We start from the raw sequence: 18,902 nt of genomic DNA on the forward strand, positions 1-18,902 counted from the left end.
CTCCGGCCGATCCGCGTAGCCCGATGGCGGACGGCCGTTTCGCGACACCGCCCCGAGCGAAAAGGCGTGCCCGGCCACCAGTTCGACCACTGTGGACGACCCGAACAGATCGGGGGGAGCGCGCCGGTCGGCGCACTCCCCCCTCATGGCCCTCTACGCGGACAGAACCCTTACGCGACGAGGAAGTTGCGGAACGCCCACGGGTGCTGGTCGTCCGCCTTGCCCGGCCGGTACTGCTCGAACGGCTCGTAGGCCGCCGACTCCGGCTTCCAGTCCGTCTGCACCGACGGGACCTTGCCCAGGTACGGGTTGGCGACCGCGAGGACCTCGTTGTGGTCGAGGTCGTCGGGGACGCAGAAGCCCTGGTTGGGGTTCTTGACGATCCAGAAGACCGCGCCCAGCACCGAGGCGGCCACCTGCAGGGTGGTGGCGTTCTGGTGCGGCACCAGCGTGCGCGACTCGTGGATGTCCAGCTGCGAGCCGACCCACCAGCCGTTCAGGTCGTGGCCCAGCAGGAGTACGCCGAGCTCGTCCATCCCGTCGGTGATCTCGTCGTTCATGATGCGCTGCTCGGTCTGCAGCTGGTACCCGGTCATCCGGCACTCGTAGAGCGAGTTCATCGCGGCGTCGGTCGGCAGGTACGCGTAGTGCACCGTGGGGCGGTAGGTCGCGAGGCCGTCCTCCCACACGGTGAGGTGGTCGGAGATGGTGAACGCCTCGCCGTGCCGCACGACCATGCCGATGATCGGGCCGCCGACCGGCACCCAGGAGCGCACGTAGGTGGTGATGCCGGTCTGGGCCAGGCAGATCTGGTTCTGCGGACCCGACTCGTGCGTGTACGCGTGCTGCGGCAGCTCCGGCTCGTGCGTACCCCAGCCGAGCTCGGCGGGGGCGATGCCCTCCTCGTAGAAGCCCTCGACCGACCAGGTGTTCACGAACTCGCCGACGAGCTTCGGCTTGTCCGAGATCTGGGTGTCGCGCTCGGAGATGTGGATCACCTTCGTGCCGGTGAGCTGGCCGAGCTTCGCGTAGTCCCGGGACGCCAGGGCGGCCTCGAACTCCTCGCGGCGACCGGCGTCGATGTCACCGGCGTCGCCGCGCAGGATGGCGGCGGTGATGTCCTCCAGGGCGACCTTGGTCCAGTGCGACACCAGGCCCGGGTTGGCGCCGTGCTCGACGACCGCGGTCGGGCCGTCGGGGCGCCACGACTTCGCCCGCTCGCGCAGCTTCATGTGCCGGGCGTAGAGCGTACGCGCCTGCGGCGTGGTCGCCTGCTGGTCGGCGTACGGGTCCCAGAGCTCGACCGACGTGTCGACGTAGAGCACGTCGTTGTCCTGGCACCACTGGATGATCTCGACCGTGTCGATGTTCCACGCGAGGTTGATCAGCAGGTCGCCGGCACCGAGGTGGGCGGCCAGGGTCTCGTGGATGTTCTCCGGCGTGATCTTCGTACGCGAGTACCGCGCACCCGCTGCCAGCGTGCCCGGAATGGTGCCCGACAGGTCCTCGAAGTCCATCACCGTCAGCTTGGCGAAGTCCATGTCGAGGTGCCGCAGCAGCAACGGCTGGAGGCACTGCGAAACCGACCCGCAGCCCAGGAGCAGGATGCGGCCGTCGAAGCGGAGTTGGGGACTGGTCACGTGCGGTCTCCGATGCAGATGGTGGCTAGTGGTGCGAACCCGTTGAAGCCGTTGGACGAATATGTGGTGGTGTACGCGCCGGTGTTGAGGATCTCGACGTGGTCACCGGTGTGCAGGGCGAGCGGCAGCTCGTACGGGGTGGTGCGGTACAGGACGTCGACGCTGTCGCAGGTCGGCCCGGCGATCGCGGTCGGCCCGGTGGCCGTGCCGTCGTGCCGGGTGACGATCCGGTAGCGGATCGCCTCGCCCTCGGTCTCCGCGAGCCCGCCGAACCGGCCGACGTCGAGGTAGACCCAGCGCGAATCGTCCGTGTACGACTTGCGGGCGACCAGCACGACGCTGGCCCGCAAGGTGCCCGCCTCGGCCGCGATGTACCGGCCGGGTTCGGCCCCGATCCGCAGCGGAATGCCGGGGAAGTGCCGCCCGACGGCCGCGTGGATGACCGAGCCGAAATCCTCGATGGGCGGCACCGGGTCCGCGTACGCGACCGGGAAGCCACCGCCCAGGTTGAGGAAGTCGAGCTCGACGCCGTGTTCACGGACCTGCGCGAAGACGCCGGCCGCCTGGGCGATGCTCGGTTCCCAGCTGTGCGGGTCGAGCTGCTGCGAACCGACGTGGAACGACACGCCGATCGGCGTGAGCCCGAGCCCGGACGCCGCGACGAGCAGGTCGACGGCCATCGCCGGGGAGCAGCCGAACTTGCGGCTGAGCGGCCACTGGGCGCCGTCGCTGGAGGCGAGCAGTCGGCAGAACACCTCCGCCCCGGGCGCGTACGCGGCGATCTGATGCAGTTGATCTTCGGAGTCGAAGACGAACATGCGGACGCCGCGCTCGTACGCGTACCGGATGTCGGCGGGTTTCTTGATGGTGTTGCCGTACGACAGGCGTCGGGGATCGACGCCCTCGGCGAGGCAGATGTCGATCTCGGCCGGACTGGCCACGTCGAAGGAGGAACCGCTGCCGGCCAGAAGCCGGATGATGTTCGGCTCGGGATTCGCCTTCACGGCGTAGAAGATCTGCGTCTGGGGAAACGCGCCGGCGAGCCTGCGGTATTGGTGCTTGGCTACGTTGGGATCGAGAAGCAGGAACGGAGTCTCGGGCAGGCCGGGAGGGTCGGTGCCGGTGAGTCCGTCGACGTTGGTCTCACTGATCATTCCTCGCTAGTACCTCCGATGAGTCGCCTACAGGGACCGCATGAGAACGGCCGGATGAGAGTACACGGCGCGGATGAACAACCACGGGGCGCGGTGACTTTCGGCGGCACAGGCCCCGAACGAGGTTTCGGCGCCGTTCGTCCGGCGCGTCCCACTCGCGCGGACCGGCCGGCAAGATCGTTATCGTGCCCTCATGACCGTACGCGAACTCACCGACCGCGCCGAGGCCCTCGCGCTGCTGCGCCGGCATCCCGAGCGGCACCTGCTCGGCCTCGGCGACCTGGACGACGCGTTCTGGCCCGATACGCGGGTGCTCGCCGGGTACGGCCAGGCGATCGTGATCTACACCGGCCTCAGCGAGCCGGTGGTCCTGGCGGTGGCGGACCCGGCCGTGGAAGATCCGGCCGTGGAGGATCCAGCCGCCGGGGACACGGGAGACGACGGCATCGCGCGGCTGGCCGCCGAGGCCGACCTGCCGCCCCGGTTCTACAGCCACCTCTCCCCCGCCGCGGCCGCCGCCCTGCGCGACCGTGACGGGCGGGCCCGGTACCACGTCGCCGTCGAGGACGAGTACGCGCTGATGTCCGCGCCCGGTGCCACCTTCACCGGACTGGGCGAGGACCTGCGGGTGAGTGCCCTCACCGCCAGTGATCTACCTGACATCCAGGAACTGCAGGACGAGGTGCACCCCGGCGGCGGCTTCTTCGAGGCGATCATGCTCCGCTCCGGTCCCTACCGCGGCCTGCGTCTCGACGGCCGCCTCGTCGCCATGGCCGGCTGCCACGTCTTCTCCCGTCAGCAGCGGGTGGCGGTCCTCGGCAACATCGCCACGCGGCCCGCGTACCGGCGAAGGGGTCTGGCGGAGGCGGTGACCGCGCGGCTGTGCGCGGACCTCGCGCCCGACGTGGATCTGGTGGGGCTGACGGTGTCGACGGCGAACGCGGCGGCGGTGGGCTGTTACCGCAAGCTCGGCTTCACGACGGCGGCCCAGGTGCTCGGCGCGCGCTGCACCCTCGACCAGGGCCCACCCTCCGCATGAACCCAGCCGCCCGCCGAGGGAACCCGGACGGCGGAGGCTCGGGTCGCCGACCTGGGTGTCGGTGGTTTATGCCGCCGTGACCTGGGTAGCATCGCCGGTGGCCGGCTACCCGGGACCGGCCGGACCGCAACCCCAGAGCTGCACCGCACCCGTGATTTCGGAGTTGACCCGTGGTACGGCAACGTTCCGTCGACATCAGCCTGCCCCGCGCCGACTCGGCCGGCGGGGTGGCCCGGCGCATGGCGCGCAACACGCTGGCCCGCTGGGGTGTGCTCGACGAGTCCGTGCTGGAGACCGTCGACATCCTGATCAGCGAGCTGGCGACCAACGCCGTCCGGCACACCACGGGCGCGATCGCGCTGTCGCTCGTCCTCGACGCCGGGCTGCTCACGATCAACGTCGCCGACCAGTCGGGCCACCCGCCAGTCCTGCGCGAACCGAGCATCGACGGCGGTTTCGGCCTGCGTCTCGTCGAGGCCCTCGCGGAACGGTGGGGCGTACGCGACCACCTGGGCCGGGCCAAGACTGTCTGGGCCACGATCCTCGTCCCCGAGGACGACACCGAATGACGACGACACCAGGCTGCGGCCGGTTCGTTACCGGGCGTCCTCGCCGATCGACAGGGCCCGCACGCTGAACGGCGGTACCGTCGTGCCGATCCGCCGCGCGCCGAAGCGCGAGTTGACCATCAGCAGCCGGCCGCCCAGGTAGGCGCAGGTGGTCGGGGTGTCCTCGGCGGACTGCGGCCACCGCCGCTCCAGCCGCACGGCGTGCGCGTCGGCGGAGAGCACCAGCTCGGAGACGTAGTAGTCCGCCCCGCCGTCGGCACGGTCGACGTTGTCGCAGGTGTAGAGGCGGTCGCCGACCACGACCATGCCGTCGGCGGCGATCCGCAGGTCCAGCCGGACCGCCTGCCCGGTCGCGGTGTCGACCCGCCACAGGACCTCGCTGCCCTGGGCCGCGACGATCAGCGTCGCACCGTCGTGCACCGCGACGATGCCGTTCAGGTAGGGGGTCGGCGCACCGTCGTCCAGATGCGCCCATGCGACCGGATCGCCGAGCCGTCCGTCGCTGATGGACAGCCGCCACACCACCGGCCGCGCCGAGTCGGTCACGTACGCGTACCCGTGGGCGACGCAGACGTCGTTCAGCAGTGTTTCGTCGCTCGGTACGCGTACCCGGCCGACGATCCGGGCCGTGCGGAGGTCGAACGCGAAGATCCAGCCGGTGTCCGACCCGGCGGCGATCAGCGTGTCGCCGTCGACGGTCAGCCCCAGGACGCTGCTCGGGCCGGGAAGACCAGCCGGGCTCTGGGGGTCGGCCGGGCTCAGGGGATCGGCCGGGCCCTGCGGGTCAGCCGGGCTGTGGAGATCGGCCGGGGCGGTGGCCCACACCTCCAGCTCGGGCTGATCGGTCCTGCCCCGGTAGATGGTGCCGTTCGCCGAGCTGCCGACGTAGAAGGTGACGCCGTCCGGGTCCTCGGTGATGCCCTCCGGGAAGACGTCGTCGCCCGGCAGCAGGTAGGTCTCGATCACCCGCTCGACAGTAGCCCGGCGGCGGCCCTCCGGCGAACGGGCGCTCCCGTCCGCCTCAGTGGACGGACGGCGCGGCGAGCCAGGCGAAGATCTCCGCGTACACGTCGGGACCGGGCAGGTGGCCGCCGGTGAAGACGTGATCGGCCGCCCCGGGGATGTGCGCGAGCAGGTACTCCGCGTGGTCCGCGGGGACGAACGGGTCGTCGGTGCCGCGCCAGATCCCGACCGGTACGCCGATCGCCTCCAGCGCGAACCCCCACGGCTGGACGAAGGCGAGACGGTCGTCGATCCAGCCGTCGATGTCGTCCACAAAGGTCGCCCGGAGCCGGGCCATCGCGTCGGGGTTGTCGCGGGCGAAGGGTTCCGGCTCGTCGGGCGCCTCCGGGCCGCCGTCGGCGACGTTCGCCAGGATGGCGGCCGCGGTCTCGGCGAGTTGGACCCGCTCGTCGGCCTCGTCGCGGGGCGGCGTACCGGGTTCGGCGGGTCTGATGCCGGACACCACGGCGCACCGCGTGACCCGGTCGGCGAGCAGGGCGGCGCAGGCCAGGGCGTGCGGGCCGCCACCCGAGCCGCCCAGCACCCCGAACTGCGCCCACCCGTACGCGTCCGCGAGCGACCGGGTGTCGTCCGCGACGTCGGCGACGGTGCGCCCGAACCTCCGGGTCGAACCCCCGTAACCGGGCCGGTCGTACGCGAGCACCCGCAGCGGGCCGCGTTCCATCGCGTCGACCAGCCGGGGCCGCCGCCACCGGCTGCTCGGCGTTCCCCCGTGCGAGATGACGGGGTGGCCGTCGGCCGGGCCGTAGAGGCAGTAGCGCAGCACGGAGCCGTCGGCCCGCACCAGTTGATGGGTCGCCGGCAGCGTCACGACGTCTTCCCCAGGCTCTGCGCGGTCATGGTCACCACGCCATCCAAGCGGTCCGGCAGGCTCACGGCAACCCGCTATCCTGGCCGGATGAAGATCGCGGTCACCGGCAGCACCGGACACGTCGGCGGCACCGTGGTACGCCGGCTGATCTCCGCCGGAGGGGATCACGACATCGTCGGGCTCACCCGTCAGGTGGCGCCGTACGAGGACGTGGACGCGTTGCGGTCGGCGCTGGACGGGGTCGACACGCTCGTCTTCGTGTCCAGCGACGGTGAGGCCGCCAAGGTCGTCTTGCACCACCAGAACGTGCTGCGGGCGGCCGTCGAGGCGAAGGTCGGCCACGTCGTCCTGCTCAGCGGGCTCGACGTCGACCTCGGTTCGCCGTTCTGCTACGCGTACACCAACGGCTGGTCCGAGCAGGTGCTGCGGGCGAGCGGGCTCGACTTCACCATCGCCCGGGCCGGGCTGTTCGCGGAGTTCTTCGGCGGCCTCGTGCGCCAGTCCGAACAGGACGGTGTCGTACGCCTCCCGGCCGGCCGCGTCTCCCTCGTCCACCGCGACGACGTGGCCGAGTGCCTGGCGGTCCTGGCGCTCGGCGAGCCGACGAACACCCACCACGACCTGACCGGCCCCGAGGCACTGGACATCGCGACGGTCGTGGAGCGGGCCGGATTCGCGTACGCGGAGGCGACCGAGGCGCAGTTCGCGGCGGCCCTGACGCTGTCGGGCGAGGAACCGTGGTGGGTGTACGCCTACTCGTCGATGTTCGCCGCCATCCGCCAGAACCGCTGGCAGGCGGTGTCCGGGGAGGTCGCCCGGCTGCTCAACCGGCCGGCAGTACCGTTCGGCGGAACTCGCTGACCAGCGGATTCGAGTCGTCCGGGCGCCACGCCACGGCCACCCGCGTACGCAGGTCACCGGGTTCGACCGGGCGGTAGGCCACGCCCGGCAGGCGGATGCGGCCGATCCCGGCCGGCGCGATCGACACGCCGAGACCGGCCCCCACCAGGGCGCACACGGTCTGCCACTCGGTCGCGTACTGGATGATGCCCGGAGCGAAACCAGCGGCGGCGCAGGCACCGATGATCTGGTCGTGCAGGCCCGGCCCGGCGTCGCGGGGGAAGAGGATGAACGGCTCGCCCGCGAGCAGGTCGAGCCGCAGGCGGCGGTGCGCGGCGAGCGGGTGCCCGGCGGGCAGGACCACGACGAAGGGTTCGACCGCGACGGTGGCGAAGGCCAGGTCCGCCGCCTCGGCCTCCCGGACGAGCCCCACATCCAACTCCCCCGCACGCAGCGCGGCCAGCTGCGGAACGGTCGTCATCTCGCGGATCTCCAGCCGTACGCCGGGACGGCGCTCCCGGTGGCGGCGCAGCAGGTCGGGCAGGATGGTGGCCGCCAGCGACGCGGCGAACCCGATGCGCAGCCTGCCGGCCCGCCCGTCGCCCACGGCCCGGGCGGCGGCCAGCCCGTCCGAGAGATCGGCCAGTACGCGCCGCGCGACCGGCAGCAGCTCCGCACCGGCCGCGGTGAGCGCGACGCCGGCCGCCCCGCGGGCGAACAGCGGATACCCGACGGTGGTTTCCAGCCGCCGGATCTGCTGGCTGAGCGGCGGCTGCGCGATGCCGAGCCGGGCCGCGGCCCGGCCGAAGTGCAGTTCCTCGGCGAGTACGGCGAAGGCGTACAGCTGAGGCAGGGAAAGCTCCGGCCGGTCCATACGCTCAGAGATATCACATCCGCGTCGAGTAGCTATTGGACGTATGACAGCAGCTCGTCATACGGTTCCGGCATGAGTGAGCGACGCGCGATCCTCAGCGGTTCCACCTTCGAGGAGCAGATCGGGTACGCCCGCGCCGTGGTCGACGGGGACTGGGTGCACGTGTCCGGCACGACCGGCTACGACTACACGGCGATGACGATCTCCGACGACGTCGTCGAACAGGCCGAGCAGTGCCTGCGCAACATCGGGGCGGCCCTGGCCGAGGCGGGCGGGTCGTTCGCCGACGTCGTCCGCGTCCGCTACCTGCTGCCCGACCGGGCGGACTTCGAGCCCTGCTGGCCGGTCCTGCGCGCGGCCTTCGGCGACGTACGCCCGGCGGCCACGATGATGGTGTGCGGCCTGGCCGACGAGCGAATGAAGATCGAGATCGAGGTGTACGCGCGCCTGGCCACCCGGGACTGACCGGCGAGGCGCGTTCCACAGGCTCCGCCGGTACGCCGTGCTCAGCAGCCGGTGTCGATACCGCGGGCCTTCAGCCACGGAGCCGGGTCGATCTGGTTCCACATGCCGTTCCACACCTCGAAGTGCAGGTGCGGTCCCGTGGAGTCGCCGGTCGACCCCTCGTACCCGATGACGTCGCCGGCCTGGACCTTCTGCCCAGCGGTCACCGCCGCCTTGTTCATATGGGCGTAGTGCGTGTACAGACCGTTACCATGATCAATGAGGACGGAGATGCCGTAGCCGGAGTAGTTCCAGCCGGCGGCGACCACCGTCCCCGCCATGACCGCGTGCTCCGGCGTGTTCTCGGCGGCGGCGAAGTCGATGCCCTCGTGCACGGTCCCCCACCTGGAGCCGTAGCAGGAGGTGATCTCGGCACCGGGCAGCGGATTGGCCACGGTGGCGGTCTTCGCCGAACCCGCCTTGGCATCAGCCGACTCGGTGCCAGCCGACTTCGTAGTGTCAGCCGACTTCGTAGTGTCAGCCGACTTCGTGGCATCAGCCGGCTTCGTGGCATCAGCCGACTTCGTGGCATCGGTCGAGGGTGACGCGGACGTCGAGGGTGACGCGGAGATCGCGGGCAGGTCGGCGCTGTCCACGACGGTTCCGTCGGCGGCCGCCTTGGTGGCGACCCAGTCGGTGGCGGCGTGCGCGACGCCGCTCACGCCGACGGACAGCATGACGCCGAGGGCCGCGCCGGAGGCGACGCGGGCCAGGGAAGGGGGTGTCACTTTCGTTCCTCCTGAGGGCCTCTGTGCGGATCTTGACCGGTCCGGACGGCGGCAACCGTCGCCGTGGCGGCTCAAGATCGGCTCAAGAGAGCCTCAAGGTTTGCGCGTTTTCCCAGTTCAGTGCGCAGGCGCGGCGTACTCGAACGCCGGGCGGGCCTGCCTCGCGATCGAGCGCCCGGAATGCGCGTGGGCGAGCGGCTGTCCGTTGATAGCGTTCGCGGACATGGAGTCGCGGATCATTCCCCTGGGAGCTACGGCGTTGCACGTCGGCGTGACCGGCCGCGGCCGCGATGTCGTCGTCCTGACCGGCGGTCCCGGCTGTGTGCAGTATCTGGAGCGAGACGAGATCGCGCCGCGCGACCACCGCGCCTGGTACCCCGAGCCGCGGGGCGTCGGCCGCTCGGGCGGCGGCCCCCACACCATGGAAGAAGCGATCGCCGATCTTGAAGGCATCCGTGCGGCGGTCGGCATCGCCACCTGGATCGTGGTAGGCCATTCATGGGGTTGTGATCTCGCCGTGCGCTACGCGGTCGAACACCCGCAGGCGGTCACCGCGGTGGTCGGAATCGCCGGTAGAGGTCCGCAACGTGACCGCACGTGGTCCGAGGCGTACGAAGCCGGAAAGGCCACCGAGCCGGTCGTCGACATCGACTGGGTGCCCGAAGTACATGCGGCTCTCAGCGATTCGTTCACCGATTGGATCCATCGAGCCGATCTGTGGAGCGGGCTGGCCGCCTGCCGCGTACCGATGCACTTCATCGCCGCCGGCGACGACATCCGTCCGCCGTGGCCCCTGGCGCAGCTCGCCGCGCTCGTTCCACGTGGGAGGTTCTCCACCGTGCCGGGCGTACCGCATGACTTCTGGTCCACCCACCCTGAGGTGTGGACCGAGACCGTCACGAACGCCTGCACCGCTTCGTGACCTCAGCGCGTAGGAACCTCGACTGCGCCTGGGGCCGTACGCCGAGCCGTACGCCGACGGAGGTGGTCATGCGGCGGTGCCGGACAGCGCCCGTTCCTCGTGCGCGTCGGTCGTGACCAGTTCCCGGGCCGCCATGCTGAGCGCGGTACGGAACTCGTCGTCGGTCGGGCCGTCGCCGGGCGTGTCACCGAGTTCGCCGTGCAGCCACTCCCCCCACGCCGCGGCGATCCGGTCGAACTCGGCCTGCCCGGCCGGGGTGAGCGTCAGGTCGTCGTCCTGCCGGACCAGGTAGCCCACGGCGACGCACCCGCGGATGCTCGGTTCCAGGATCGCGTCGGGCAGGTCGTGGCTGCGGGCGATCGTGGACACCCTGGCCCCGCCGTGGTGCTGTTCGAAGAGGGCCACGTGCGCCACGCACCACGCCTGGGCGGTGTCGAGCGAGCTGCCCGAGTCGGCGACGATCCGCGGCGCGGCGGCCGGTCCCTTCGCCCGCCACACCCGCGAAATCGCCTTCTCCAGGATCGGTACGCGGTCCGGACTGCGCGGTGCCGCGAACCCGTCGTCGAGATCCCCGGCGGCCGCCCGGGCGGTGTCGCGCAACGGCACCTCACGTAGGAACAGCGCCAGCACGACGGCCAGGATCGCGACCGGCACCGCCCAACGGAAGACTGTCTGCAGCGCGGTCGCGTACCCGTCGACGACGAGGGCCTTGAACGGGGCCGGCAGCGCGTGCACCCCGGCCGGCGTGGACAGCAGGCGGGGATCGGTGCCCGCCGGCAGCTTGCCCGCGGCGGCGTCGAGCTGGCTCGTCAGGCTGTGGCTGTAGATCGTGCCGAAGACCGCGACACCGAAGCAGCTGCCCAGCGTACGCAGGAAGCTGACCCCGGAGGTCGCCACGCCCAGGTCGGCGTAGGGGACGGCGCTCTGCACGACGATCGTGAGCACCTGCATGCTCAGGCCGATCCCGAGGCCGAGCAGGAACAGGTAGAGCGAGCTGAGCGCGAGCGAGGTCGACGCGTCCATGAACGACAGCAGGAAGAGCGCGAGCGCGGTGACGAGGTTGCCCAGGATCGGGAAGATCTTGTAACGGCCGGTCCGGCCGACGATGCTGCCGCTGAGCACCGAGGTGATCAGTAGGCCGATCACCATCGGGACCATCCGCAGACCCGACGCGGTCGCCGAGGTCCCCTGCACGAACTGCATGAAGGTCGGCAGGTACGTCAGAGCGCCGAACATCGCGAAGCCGACGAGGAAGCTGAGCGCGCCGCACACCGTGAACACCCGGTTGGCGAACAGCCTCAGCGGCAGCATGGGCTCCCGCGCCCTGCGCTCCACCAGCACGAACGCGGCGAAGCCGAGCACCGTGGCGATCGCGAGGCCGATGATCACCGGCGAGCTCCAGGCGTACTCGACGCCGCCCCAGCTGGTCATCAGGATGGCCGCGGTCGAGGCGGCGGCGATGACCGTGATGCCCAGGTAGTCGATGATCGGCCGGGCGGACCGCGCGATGGCCGGCATCGTGGTGAACGAGATGATCAGCACGAGCGCCCCGAGCGGCACGTTCACGTAGAACGCCCACCGCCAGGACAGATGATCGGTGAACAGCCCGCCGAGCAGCGGGCCGAACACCGACGACAGTCCGAACACCGCGCCCATCGCGCCCTGGTACTTGCCGCGCTGCCGCAGCGGGATGTAGTCGGCGATCAGCGCCATCGCCGTCACCATCAGACCGCCCGCGCCGATTCCCTGTACGCCCCGCCAGGCGACCAGCCACAGCATCGTGTTCGCCAGCCCGCACAGAGCCGAGGCGACCACGAAGATCACCACGCTGATCTGGAAGACGAGCCGCCGCCCGAACAGGTCGCCGAGCTTGCCCGCGATCGCCGTGGCCACCGTCTCCGCCAGCATGTACGCCGTAACCACCCACGACAGGTGGCTCGCCCCGCCCAGGTCGCCGACGATGGTCGGCAGCGCGGTGCTGACGATCGTCTGGTCCAGGGCGGCCAGCAGCATGCCCAGCGCGATCGTCGCGAAGATCGCGTTGCGACGCCCGGAGCTGAGCGGGGCGTCCGCGGTCTCCGCGATCGCGGCTGTGGAAGCGGTCATACGCGATCATCACCGCAGACACCCCCGCTATGCGGGCAAAACGCCCAAACTACTCCGTAGGCCGTTCAACCGGCTCAAGCACCGGCGCAGCCTGCCCACCCGCCTCGACCAGCCGCCCCGCGGTGGTTCAGGACAGCGTCTCGGCCAGGACCGCGTCGAGGTCTGTCGGGGTGACGCCGAGTACGCGCTCGGTCCGCGCGGTGGACAGGACGAAGGGACGCCGGAAGAGGTAACTCATCTCGGGCACCTCGGCGAGGATCGAGTCGTGGGCGGCCAGTTCCGCCAGTTCGTCGACGCTCATCGAGTGGAGAAGGGCCTCGTCTCTGGCCGCGACCTTCGACAGGCGTTCGGTGAGTTCGCGCGCTGACGCGTCCGATGTCGACGGCACGTGCCAGGCGTGACCCCACGCCTCGTCGCTGCGGCTGGCGGCGATGAGGGTGCGGGCGGCGTCGGCGGCGTACGTCCAGCTGTGCGGTGCGTCCAGGTCGGCCGGGTACGCGATCGGTGACACCCCGGCCAGGAGCTGCGGCACCACCGTCAAGGTGTACAGCGACGCCGCCCCGGCCCCGAGGAAGTCGCTGGCGCGGACCTCGGTGACGCGGACGCGGCCGGCGTCGTGGGCGGCGAGGGCGTCGGTCCACATGCGCACCCGTACGCGACCCTTGATCGTCGTCGTCGCGAGAGGCAGGTCTTCGGTGACGGGTCCGTCGACCGGCCCATAACCGTAGGCGTTGCCCAGCATCACATAGTCCGCCCCGGTACGCTCGGCCGCCGCCAGCAGCGCAGCGGCCAGCGGCGGCCAGTCGGCAGGCCACCGGTCGTAGGCCGGCATGGCGCAGTTGAACAGGACCGCGGCGCCGCGCGTCAGGGTGGTGAGCCGGTCGGCGTCGGTCGCGTCGGCGGCGTACGTCTCGATGCCGGGGTGGTCGGGGCCGCTGCCGCGGCGGGTGATCAGACGGACCTGCTCGCCCGCTTCGGCGAGTTGAAGGGCGGTCGCGGTGCCGGTAGCGCCCGCGCCGACGACGACATGCAAAGCCACAGTGGTTCTCCTGAGAATGACGTACCCCGTCGGAATGCCGGGGCCGAGATCCACTGTGCGCCGGCTCCGCGGCGTAAGGTAGTGGCTGGAATGCCACATGTCCAAAGGATCTGGCCATGCACAAGATCGCGGTCATCGCCGTGCCGCCCGTCACCGCGTTCGACCTGTCCATCCCCGAACTCGTCTTCGGTGCGCCCCTGGTCGACGGCGTACCCGGCTATGACGTCCAGGTCTGCACACCGGACCCCGGCACCGTCCCGACGACCGGCAGCCTGGAGATCCTGATCAGCCTCGGCCTGGAAGCGGCCCAGGACGCCGACACGGTGATGGTCACCGGGACGGGCGCGCAGAACTCCGATCCCCGCGTACACGCGCTGCTGCGGAAGGCCGTCGCCGACGGGCGACGGGTCGCCTCGATCTGCACCGGCGCGTTCGTGCTGGCCGAAGCCGGCCTGCTCGACGGGCGCCGCGCCACGACCTACTGGGCGCGCTCGGATGACCTCCGCGACCGCTACCCGGCCGTCGACGTGCAGCCCGACGTGCTCTACGTCGACGACGGCAACGTCCTGACCTCCGCGGGGCTCGCCGCCGGCATAGACCTGTGCCTGCACATGATCCGCATGGACTACGGCGCCGCGGTGGCCAACAGCGTCGCCCGCCACGTCGTCGTCGCCCCGGTACGCCCCGGCGGACAAGCCCAGTTCATCGAGTCGCCGCTGCCTCCCGAACGAGGAGCGTCACTGGCCGAAACACGGGCCTGGGCAGCCGAGCGCCTCCACGAACCGATCAGCCTGGCCGACCTCGCCGCGCACGCCCACACCAGCGTACGCAGCCTCACCCGGCGCTTTCACGCCGAGACCAGCCTGAGCCCGCTGCAATGGCTGCTACACCAGCGCATCGACCGGGCCCGGGAACTACTGGAGGCGACGAATCTGCCGATGGATCAGGTCGCCCGCCACAGCGGCCTCGGCACGGCGGAGTCGCTGCGCCAGCACCTCGTCCGACGGGTCGGCCTGTCTCCCAGCGCGTACCGCGCCGCCTTCACCCAGTCGCCGCCATGACCAAACCGGCAGGACACAGCACCATCGCGATCGAAACCCCTCGCGGGCTCGTCGTCACCCTGCACAACGACGGCCGACCGTCTATCCGATCTTCAGCGGACCGAGTGAACCGTGGGCCTGTCCGATCCTTTGTGGTTGGATCTTCGGTGTGATCGATGAGGTTAGTTGTCGTTGATCCGGTCGTTGTACTGGTCGGCGAGGGCGTTGAGGACTTGTCCTCAGGCGGGGATCCGGGCGGCGATGTTCTGGCCGGCGCGTCGTTTCTCGACCACGACGAGGTAGAGGATCTTCATGGCGGCCTGTTCGGTGGTGAAGTGGCCCCGCCGTCGGGTGGCTTGCCGGAACCGGCTGTTCAACGACTCGATCATGTTTGTCGTGTTGATCAGCTTGCGGATCTGGACGTCGAAGGCGAGGAACGGGGTGAATTTCTCCCAGCTGGTCCGCCACAGCTGGATCATCGCCGGATACTTCGCCTGCCATGTCTCGGCGAACTCGTCGAACCGTTGGGCTGCGGCGTCGGCGGTCGGCGCGGTGTAGATCGTGCGCAGGCCGGTGGTGACCGCCTGCCAGTCGCGGCGGTTGCTGTAACGCAGGCTGTTGCGCACGAGGTGGACTACACAGGTCTGGTGGGTGGCCAAGGGCCATGCTGATTCGATCGCCTCGCCCAGTCCTTTGAGCCCGTCGGAGCAGACGATCAGGACGTCGGCGACGCCGCGGTTACGCAGCTCGGTCAGGTAGACCTGCCACTGTTTGGCGCCTTCCCCGCCGGTCCCGACCCACATGCCCAGGACGTCTCGGTGCCCGTCCAGGCCGATCCCGACCACCACGTAGACCGGTCGGTTGCCGACCTGACCGTCTCTGATCTTGATGATGATCGCGTCGATGAACACGACCGCGTAGACCCGGTCGAGGGGACGGTTGCGCCACTGGTTGAGGTCCTCGACGACCGCGTCGGTGACCTTGCTGACCAGCTCCCGGGACACGTCGGCCCCGTACACCTCGGCCAGGTGCGCCTGAATTTCGCCGGTCGTCAAACCTTTGGCGTACAAGGAAAGGATCATTTCGTTGAACCCTGACACCCGCCGGGAGTGCTTCGGGATGATCTGCGGCTCGAAGCCGCCCTGCCGATCACGGGGAATCTTCAACGGGATCGGACCCAGATCCGTGTGCACGGTCTTGGCCGAATGACCGTTGCGTCCATTGCCGGCACCGCGCCCGGCCGGATCGCCCTTCTCATAGCCCAGATGCTCGGTCATCTCGGCTTCCAGAGCGGACTCCAGGATCCGCCTGGTCACTCCCGCGAGGAGCCCGCCGGGGCCGACGAGTTTCACCCCGTCGAGGCGAGCCTGCTCCAACAACTGCTCAGCGATCCGCTGCTCGGCAGCCGAACCCGACTCGCGTTCCGGCTGCTCCGGAACAGAATCCATAGACATGACGTGGTCCCTTCAGGCCGGGATATTTCACCCGGTCCAACGGACCACACCGAGATCAACCACAAAGTTCCTTACAGGGCCTGAACCGTAGGTGACCTGCGAACGCATTAAGTCATTGCAGCTAAAATATGCAGATCCGAACGATTACAGATCCGTTTGCGCGGGTCGACCGCGGACCGCTGTCCACGTCCAACTCCTCTGGTCCGGCAGCCGATTCACACCGCTAGCGAGACGGTCCCAGGTCCCAGGTCCCTAGATTCCTGCCGGTCGTGGTGAGGGCTCGCGATAGCGGGCGGCGTGATGATCGCACAGGTAGAGGGTATGGCCTTCAGGAGTGTGAACTCTGGATAGCCCGGCCCAGCGTTGTTGTGGGTCGACCTGGCTGAGGAAGTTGTAGATGATACGGAAGTCAGCTTCGTCCTCGCCGCGGCGGGCCGGTATAGCGCCGGTGTCGTAAAGGCTCAGGCTGTGGGCGGAGATGGCGGGGATCTGTTCAAGAAGGTCTTTGAGTCCGAGGTCGTCCTGGATACCAATGTGATGGCCAGCGGCTGCGATTCCCGCGGCGGGGTGAATTATGCCTGCGGCGGTGATGGTGAGAATTTTGATGATGCGGTTGAGGTGCGGTGCGATGGCGCGTAGCCAGGGGTCGAGGTCTCGAATTCGGTAGCAGCCGTCATCGGCGGGCAGTTGGTGCCAAGCGCCGGGTTCTTCACAGTACAGCCGCAGGGTATATGTGCGAGTGCCGGGGAGGAAATCACGCTGGTTGGGGGTGATGGTGAAGACGGTTGGGCATTGGACCGCTTGGGCTCGGTACATTTCGGTAAAGAGCCGTTGTAGGAGTTCGGCTTGCTGGCTGAACTGCTGCTGCATCATGTCGGCGCTGCGGTCACTGGCGCTCTCCAGCCGTTGAAGGGCCTGAAGGATGGCGTCGTTCCCACGAGTGGGGATGCCGCGCAAGAGAAGTTCCACGTCGACGATTGCGTCAGATCGCGGGCATTCGACGGGACGTTCTTGGCGCTGCCTGCGGCGTAGGTACTCATAGTCGTAGAGGTGGGGGCATTCAGGATGACAACGGCAAGGGACCTGCCTGGTGATCTTCAGGCCGTCGTAGCGGTCAAAGGTCTGTTGCAGGCCTTCGTCGAGCAGATGCAGAAAGGTGTCGGGGTCTTCGCCTCGGACGGTGAGGGCCAGGCTGATTTCAGAATCCAGTTCAATCACCGCGTAGCTGGCAGCCCCGCGGTGGTGTAGCAAAGCGCCGGTGCGCCAGGGCCGGTACAGGCCGGTAGTGAACCGGTGCTCGCGGGCGATGAACCACGTGGGGATGCCGGGCGGAGCGACGGTGTCGAAGGTGTAGCGCAGCCGGATCTCCCGTGAATGAGGTGGCGCGAACTGGTCCCACAGCGGTCCGAAGTCGGGAGGTTCGTAGGGGAGCCTGTCAACGACGATGGCGAGAGCGCCGGGATCGTCAACATCACGGATTCGATACGATACGTCGTATTTGTCCATCATATGTAGCAGGTCGCGGCGCAGTTCCGGGTCGATGTCTGCCCACTGGTAGTCGATATCTTCAGAGCGCAGGAGGCCGTTGCGGGCGGCTACGGGTTTGCTGTCGAGGACTTGACTGATGCGTTCGCTAAGCCATTGGGGCTTAAGGACGACGGTGGAGGCTAGTACGGCAGCCGAAGATTCTGATCATCGACTGATGTCGACGAGGGTTCGGCGTTTGTGGTGGTAGTGGCGGGCTCTGGCTTGGTGGACGAGGCGCCAGGCGAGCCAGGACAGCGCATGCCGCATCGTCATATCGGGCTTGGCGAATACGAAGGTGAGGAGGCGGCGGATCTCGGCCGCGCTCAGTGGTCCGATCTCGTCGGCGGGCGGGACGGCGGAGGGCTGGGGTCGGGGCTGTTGGGCGGCGAGCACGGCCAGGAACGCCGCGGCGAGTAGGACCAGGGTGGTGTAGCGATGCCAGGAGAGCCAGGTGCGGACCTGATGTTGGTCCAGGCCGGTCTGGCCTTTGGTGTCCTGGAAGCAGGACTCGATCGGCCAGCGCAGCCCGGCGGTCCAGGTCAGGGTGGGCAGGCTGACGGGGGTCGGTGACCAGCACCGGTAGTAGGCGGTTTCGCCGGTGGTTTCGTTGCGGCGCAGCAGTAGCCAGTGGTGGCCGTGGTGGGTTGCGTCGCTTTCGGTCTCGATGATGTTCACCCACGTCCACTGGTAGTAGCGGGGTCCTTTCGAGCCCCAGCCGGCCAGGTAGCGGCCCCACACTTCGGCGGGTAGTGAGGCGGCCAGCTGGGCGGCGGTGATGGTCAGGCTCGGATGGTCCCAGCGGGTCAGGGCGGTGTCGCAGCGGATCGCCAGGACGTAGCCGACCTGCCGGGCCCGTAGGTGGGCGCGCAGCTTCGTGTCGTTGCCGTAGACCTCGTCGCCGGTCACCCATCCGGCTTCGACACCGGCGTCGAGGGCGTCTTCGATCATCTGCCAAGCCAGCTGTGGCTTGGTCGAAAAGCCGATGTCGTCGGGCACGTTCGCGGCGGTGCACCGTTGCGGATCGTCGGTCCAGCCGGCGGGCAGGTAGAGCCGGAAGTCGACCAAGGCCCGGCCGCCGGCGCGGGTGGCGTAGGCCAGATGCACACTGACCTGCGCGTTGTCGACCTTCCCGAGGGTGCCGGTGTATTGCTGCTGCACGCCGACGGTCTTGATCCCCTTCTTGGCGTCGCCGGTCTCGTCCACGATCAGCACCCCGCCGGGGCCGAGCCCGGCCACCACGTAGTCACGGATCTGCGCCCGCACGAACGCGTCATCCCACGACGCCGACGCCAGGAGCCGTTGCATCCCACCGGGATCACTCTCACCGGCGTACTCCGCGATCTGCCAGCAGGTACGCACCTCGATCGGGCCGAGCAGGGCCTGGACGAACAGCCGGGCTCGACGGCGGGGCTCGACCCGGGCGAACGCCGGCGCCACGCGCGCGAACAGCGAGTCGAACTCCTCCCGCCACCCGGCAGGGTCTATCCTGGCGGCAACGGTCGCCGCGACCTCATGTATGTCCACAACAGACATGATCTAGCGGCGACCGTGCCTACTTCCCCTGCCACACACCGACTTTGCCAACCCGTGACCATCGACCGGGCGAACAAAAAACGATCTTCGGCTGCCGTA

Annotated in this window: 17 protein-coding genes and 1 pseudogene; 6 read left to right on the forward strand and 12 right to left on the reverse strand. The window is 69.3% G+C overall.

The genetic code is table 11. The features are described 5' to 3' along the window. Nucleotides 1-170: 170 nt before the first annotated feature. A complete protein-coding gene (locus G401_RS0104940; RefSeq protein WP_027341630.1) occupies nucleotides 171-1,640 on the reverse strand; it encodes a saccharopine dehydrogenase NADP-binding domain-containing protein in 1,470 nt (489 codons plus the stop codon). Continuing rightward, nucleotides 1,637-2,794 carry a type III PLP-dependent enzyme gene (locus tag G401_RS0104945; RefSeq protein ID WP_027341631.1) on the reverse strand — a complete coding sequence of 386 codons (1,158 nt, stop codon included), beginning with the start codon at nucleotides 2,792-2,794 and terminating at the stop codon, nucleotides 1,637-1,639. The genes G401_RS0104940 and G401_RS0104945 overlap by 4 nt, the downstream gene beginning before the upstream one ends. A 193-nt stretch (nucleotides 2,795-2,987) precedes the next feature. Between G401_RS0104945 and G401_RS43540 the strand changes: the two genes are divergently transcribed. Both G401_RS43540 and G401_RS43545 read left to right on the forward strand, forming a co-directional pair. After that, on the forward strand, nucleotides 2,988-3,833 hold the full coding sequence (locus tag G401_RS43540) for a GNAT family N-acetyltransferase (protein WP_051366146.1): 846 nt from the start codon (nucleotides 2,988-2,990) through the stop codon (nucleotides 3,831-3,833). Between the two features lie 170 nt (nucleotides 3,834-4,003). Beyond that, nucleotides 4,004-4,402, forward strand: coding sequence for an ATP-binding protein (locus G401_RS43545; RefSeq protein ID WP_051366147.1), 399 nt, complete (start codon nucleotides 4,004-4,006; stop codon nucleotides 4,400-4,402). A gap of 27 nt (nucleotides 4,403-4,429) precedes the next feature. Here the strand turns inward: G401_RS43545 and G401_RS0104960 are convergent, their stop codons facing one another. Both G401_RS0104960 and G401_RS0104965 read right to left on the reverse strand, forming a co-directional pair. Next, nucleotides 4,430-5,368 carry an SMP-30/gluconolactonase/LRE family protein gene (locus G401_RS0104960; protein WP_027341632.1) on the reverse strand — a complete coding sequence of 313 codons (939 nt, stop codon included), beginning with the start codon at nucleotides 5,366-5,368 and terminating at the stop codon, nucleotides 4,430-4,432. A gap of 55 nt (nucleotides 5,369-5,423) precedes the next feature. Continuing rightward, entirely contained in the window at nucleotides 5,424-6,236 is an 813-nt protein-coding gene (locus G401_RS0104965; RefSeq protein ID WP_027341633.1) for an alpha/beta fold hydrolase, read from the reverse strand. Nucleotides 6,237-6,323: 87 nt separating this feature from the next. On the opposite strand from G401_RS0104965, the gene G401_RS52385 reads away from it, so the two are divergent. Further along, entirely contained in the window at nucleotides 6,324-7,097 is a 774-nt protein-coding gene (locus G401_RS52385) for an NAD(P)H-binding protein (protein ID WP_051366149.1), read from the forward strand. On the opposite strand, the gene G401_RS0104975 is transcribed toward G401_RS52385, so the two are convergent. After that, nucleotides 7,060-7,950: a LysR family transcriptional regulator gene (locus G401_RS0104975; protein WP_027341634.1), complete on the reverse strand. Its 891-nt coding sequence runs from the start codon at nucleotides 7,948-7,950 to the stop codon at nucleotides 7,060-7,062. The two genes, G401_RS52385 and G401_RS0104975, sit on opposite strands and share 38 nt — an antisense overlap. A gap of 72 nt (nucleotides 7,951-8,022) precedes the next feature. On the opposite strand from G401_RS0104975, the gene G401_RS0104980 reads away from it, so the two are divergent. Next, the gene (locus tag G401_RS0104980) at nucleotides 8,023-8,415 is read left to right on the forward strand and encodes a RidA family protein (RefSeq protein ID WP_027341635.1); all 393 of its coding nucleotides are present in this window, start codon (nucleotides 8,023-8,025) and stop codon (nucleotides 8,413-8,415) included. Nucleotides 8,416-8,456: 41 nt separating this feature from the next. On the opposite strand, the gene G401_RS43555 is transcribed toward G401_RS0104980, so the two are convergent. Then, nucleotides 8,457-9,182 carry a M23 family metallopeptidase gene (locus G401_RS43555; protein WP_051366151.1) on the reverse strand — a complete coding sequence of 242 codons (726 nt, stop codon included), beginning with the start codon at nucleotides 9,180-9,182 and terminating at the stop codon, nucleotides 8,457-8,459. A gap of 223 nt (nucleotides 9,183-9,405) precedes the next feature. Here G401_RS43555 and G401_RS0104995 point away from each other — a divergent pair, with 223 nt between their 5' ends. Beyond that, a complete protein-coding gene (locus tag G401_RS0104995; protein ID WP_027341636.1) occupies nucleotides 9,406-10,104 on the forward strand; it encodes an alpha/beta fold hydrolase in 699 nt (232 codons plus the stop codon). Between the two features lie 66 nt (nucleotides 10,105-10,170). Here the strand turns inward: G401_RS0104995 and G401_RS0105000 are convergent, their stop codons facing one another. Both G401_RS0105000 and G401_RS0105005 read right to left on the reverse strand, forming a co-directional pair. Continuing rightward, nucleotides 10,171-12,210, reverse strand: a complete 2,040-nt coding sequence (locus tag G401_RS0105000) for an MDR family MFS transporter (protein WP_027341637.1) — start codon at nucleotides 12,208-12,210, stop codon at nucleotides 10,171-10,173. 127 nt (nucleotides 12,211-12,337) lie between these two features. Next, nucleotides 12,338-13,249 (reverse strand): NAD-dependent epimerase/dehydratase family protein, encoded by a 912-nt coding sequence (locus tag G401_RS0105005; protein ID WP_027341638.1) that lies wholly within the window; start codon nucleotides 13,247-13,249, stop codon nucleotides 12,338-12,340. Nucleotides 13,250-13,365: 116 nt separating this feature from the next. Between G401_RS0105005 and G401_RS0105010 the strand changes: the two genes are divergently transcribed. Next, the gene (locus G401_RS0105010; protein ID WP_027341639.1) at nucleotides 13,366-14,310 is read left to right on the forward strand and encodes a GlxA family transcriptional regulator; all 945 of its coding nucleotides are present in this window, start codon (nucleotides 13,366-13,368) and stop codon (nucleotides 14,308-14,310) included. A gap of 218 nt (nucleotides 14,311-14,528) precedes the next feature. On the opposite strand, the gene G401_RS43560 is transcribed toward G401_RS0105010, so the two are convergent. From G401_RS43560 to G401_RS0105025, 4 genes and pseudogenes are all read right to left on the reverse strand, one after another. Continuing rightward, nucleotides 14,529-15,743, reverse strand: coding sequence for an IS256 family transposase (locus G401_RS43560; RefSeq protein ID WP_245601609.1), 1,215 nt, complete (start codon nucleotides 15,741-15,743; stop codon nucleotides 14,529-14,531). 252 nt (nucleotides 15,744-15,995) lie between these two features. After that, entirely contained in the window at nucleotides 15,996-17,252 is a 1,257-nt protein-coding gene (locus G401_RS0105020; protein ID WP_027341640.1) for a hypothetical protein, read from the reverse strand. Then, a pseudogene (locus tag G401_RS58790) lies at nucleotides 17,226-17,405 on the reverse strand (COR domain-containing protein); the annotation flags it as partial. The pseudogene G401_RS58790 and the gene G401_RS0105020, both read right to left, overlap by 27 nt. Nucleotides 17,406-17,435: 30 nt before the next feature. Further along, nucleotides 17,436-18,794, reverse strand: a complete 1,359-nt coding sequence (locus G401_RS0105025) for an IS701 family transposase (RefSeq protein WP_245601610.1) — start codon at nucleotides 18,792-18,794, stop codon at nucleotides 17,436-17,438. Between the last annotated feature and the right edge of the window lie 108 nt (nucleotides 18,795-18,902).

It is taken from the genome of Hamadaea tsunoensis DSM 44101, from assembly GCF_000428945.1.
GTDB classification, from domain to species: Bacteria; Actinomycetota; Actinomycetes; order Mycobacteriales; family Micromonosporaceae; genus Hamadaea; species Hamadaea tsunoensis.

Coding starts and splice junctions, on each gene's coding strand:
- G401_RS0105010 (WP_027341639.1), top strand. CDS start 13,366: ATGCACAAGATCGCGGTCATCGCCGTGCCGCCCGTCACCGCGTTCGAC.
- G401_RS43560 (WP_245601609.1), bottom strand. CDS start 15,743: ATGTCTATGGATTCTGTTCCGGAGCAGCCGGAACGCGAGTCGGGTTCG.
- G401_RS0105000 (WP_027341637.1), bottom strand. CDS start 12,210: ATGACCGCTTCCACAGCCGCGATCGCGGAGACCGCGGACGCCCCGCTC.
- G401_RS52385 (WP_051366149.1), top strand. CDS start 6,324: ATGAAGATCGCGGTCACCGGCAGCACCGGACACGTCGGCGGCACCGTG.
- G401_RS0104975 (WP_027341634.1), bottom strand. CDS start 7,950: ATGGACCGGCCGGAGCTTTCCCTGCCTCAGCTGTACGCCTTCGCCGTA.
- G401_RS0104995 (WP_027341636.1), top strand. CDS start 9,406: ATGGAGTCGCGGATCATTCCCCTGGGAGCTACGGCGTTGCACGTCGGC.
- G401_RS43540 (WP_051366146.1), top strand. CDS start 2,988: ATGACCGTACGCGAACTCACCGACCGCGCCGAGGCCCTCGCGCTGCTG.
- G401_RS0104980 (WP_027341635.1), top strand. CDS start 8,023: ATGAGTGAGCGACGCGCGATCCTCAGCGGTTCCACCTTCGAGGAGCAG.
- G401_RS0104945 (WP_027341631.1), bottom strand. CDS start 2,794: ATGATCAGTGAGACCAACGTCGACGGACTCACCGGCACCGACCCTCCC.
- G401_RS0105020 (WP_027341640.1), bottom strand. CDS start 17,252: ATGATGGACAAATACGACGTATCGTATCGAATCCGTGATGTTGACGAT.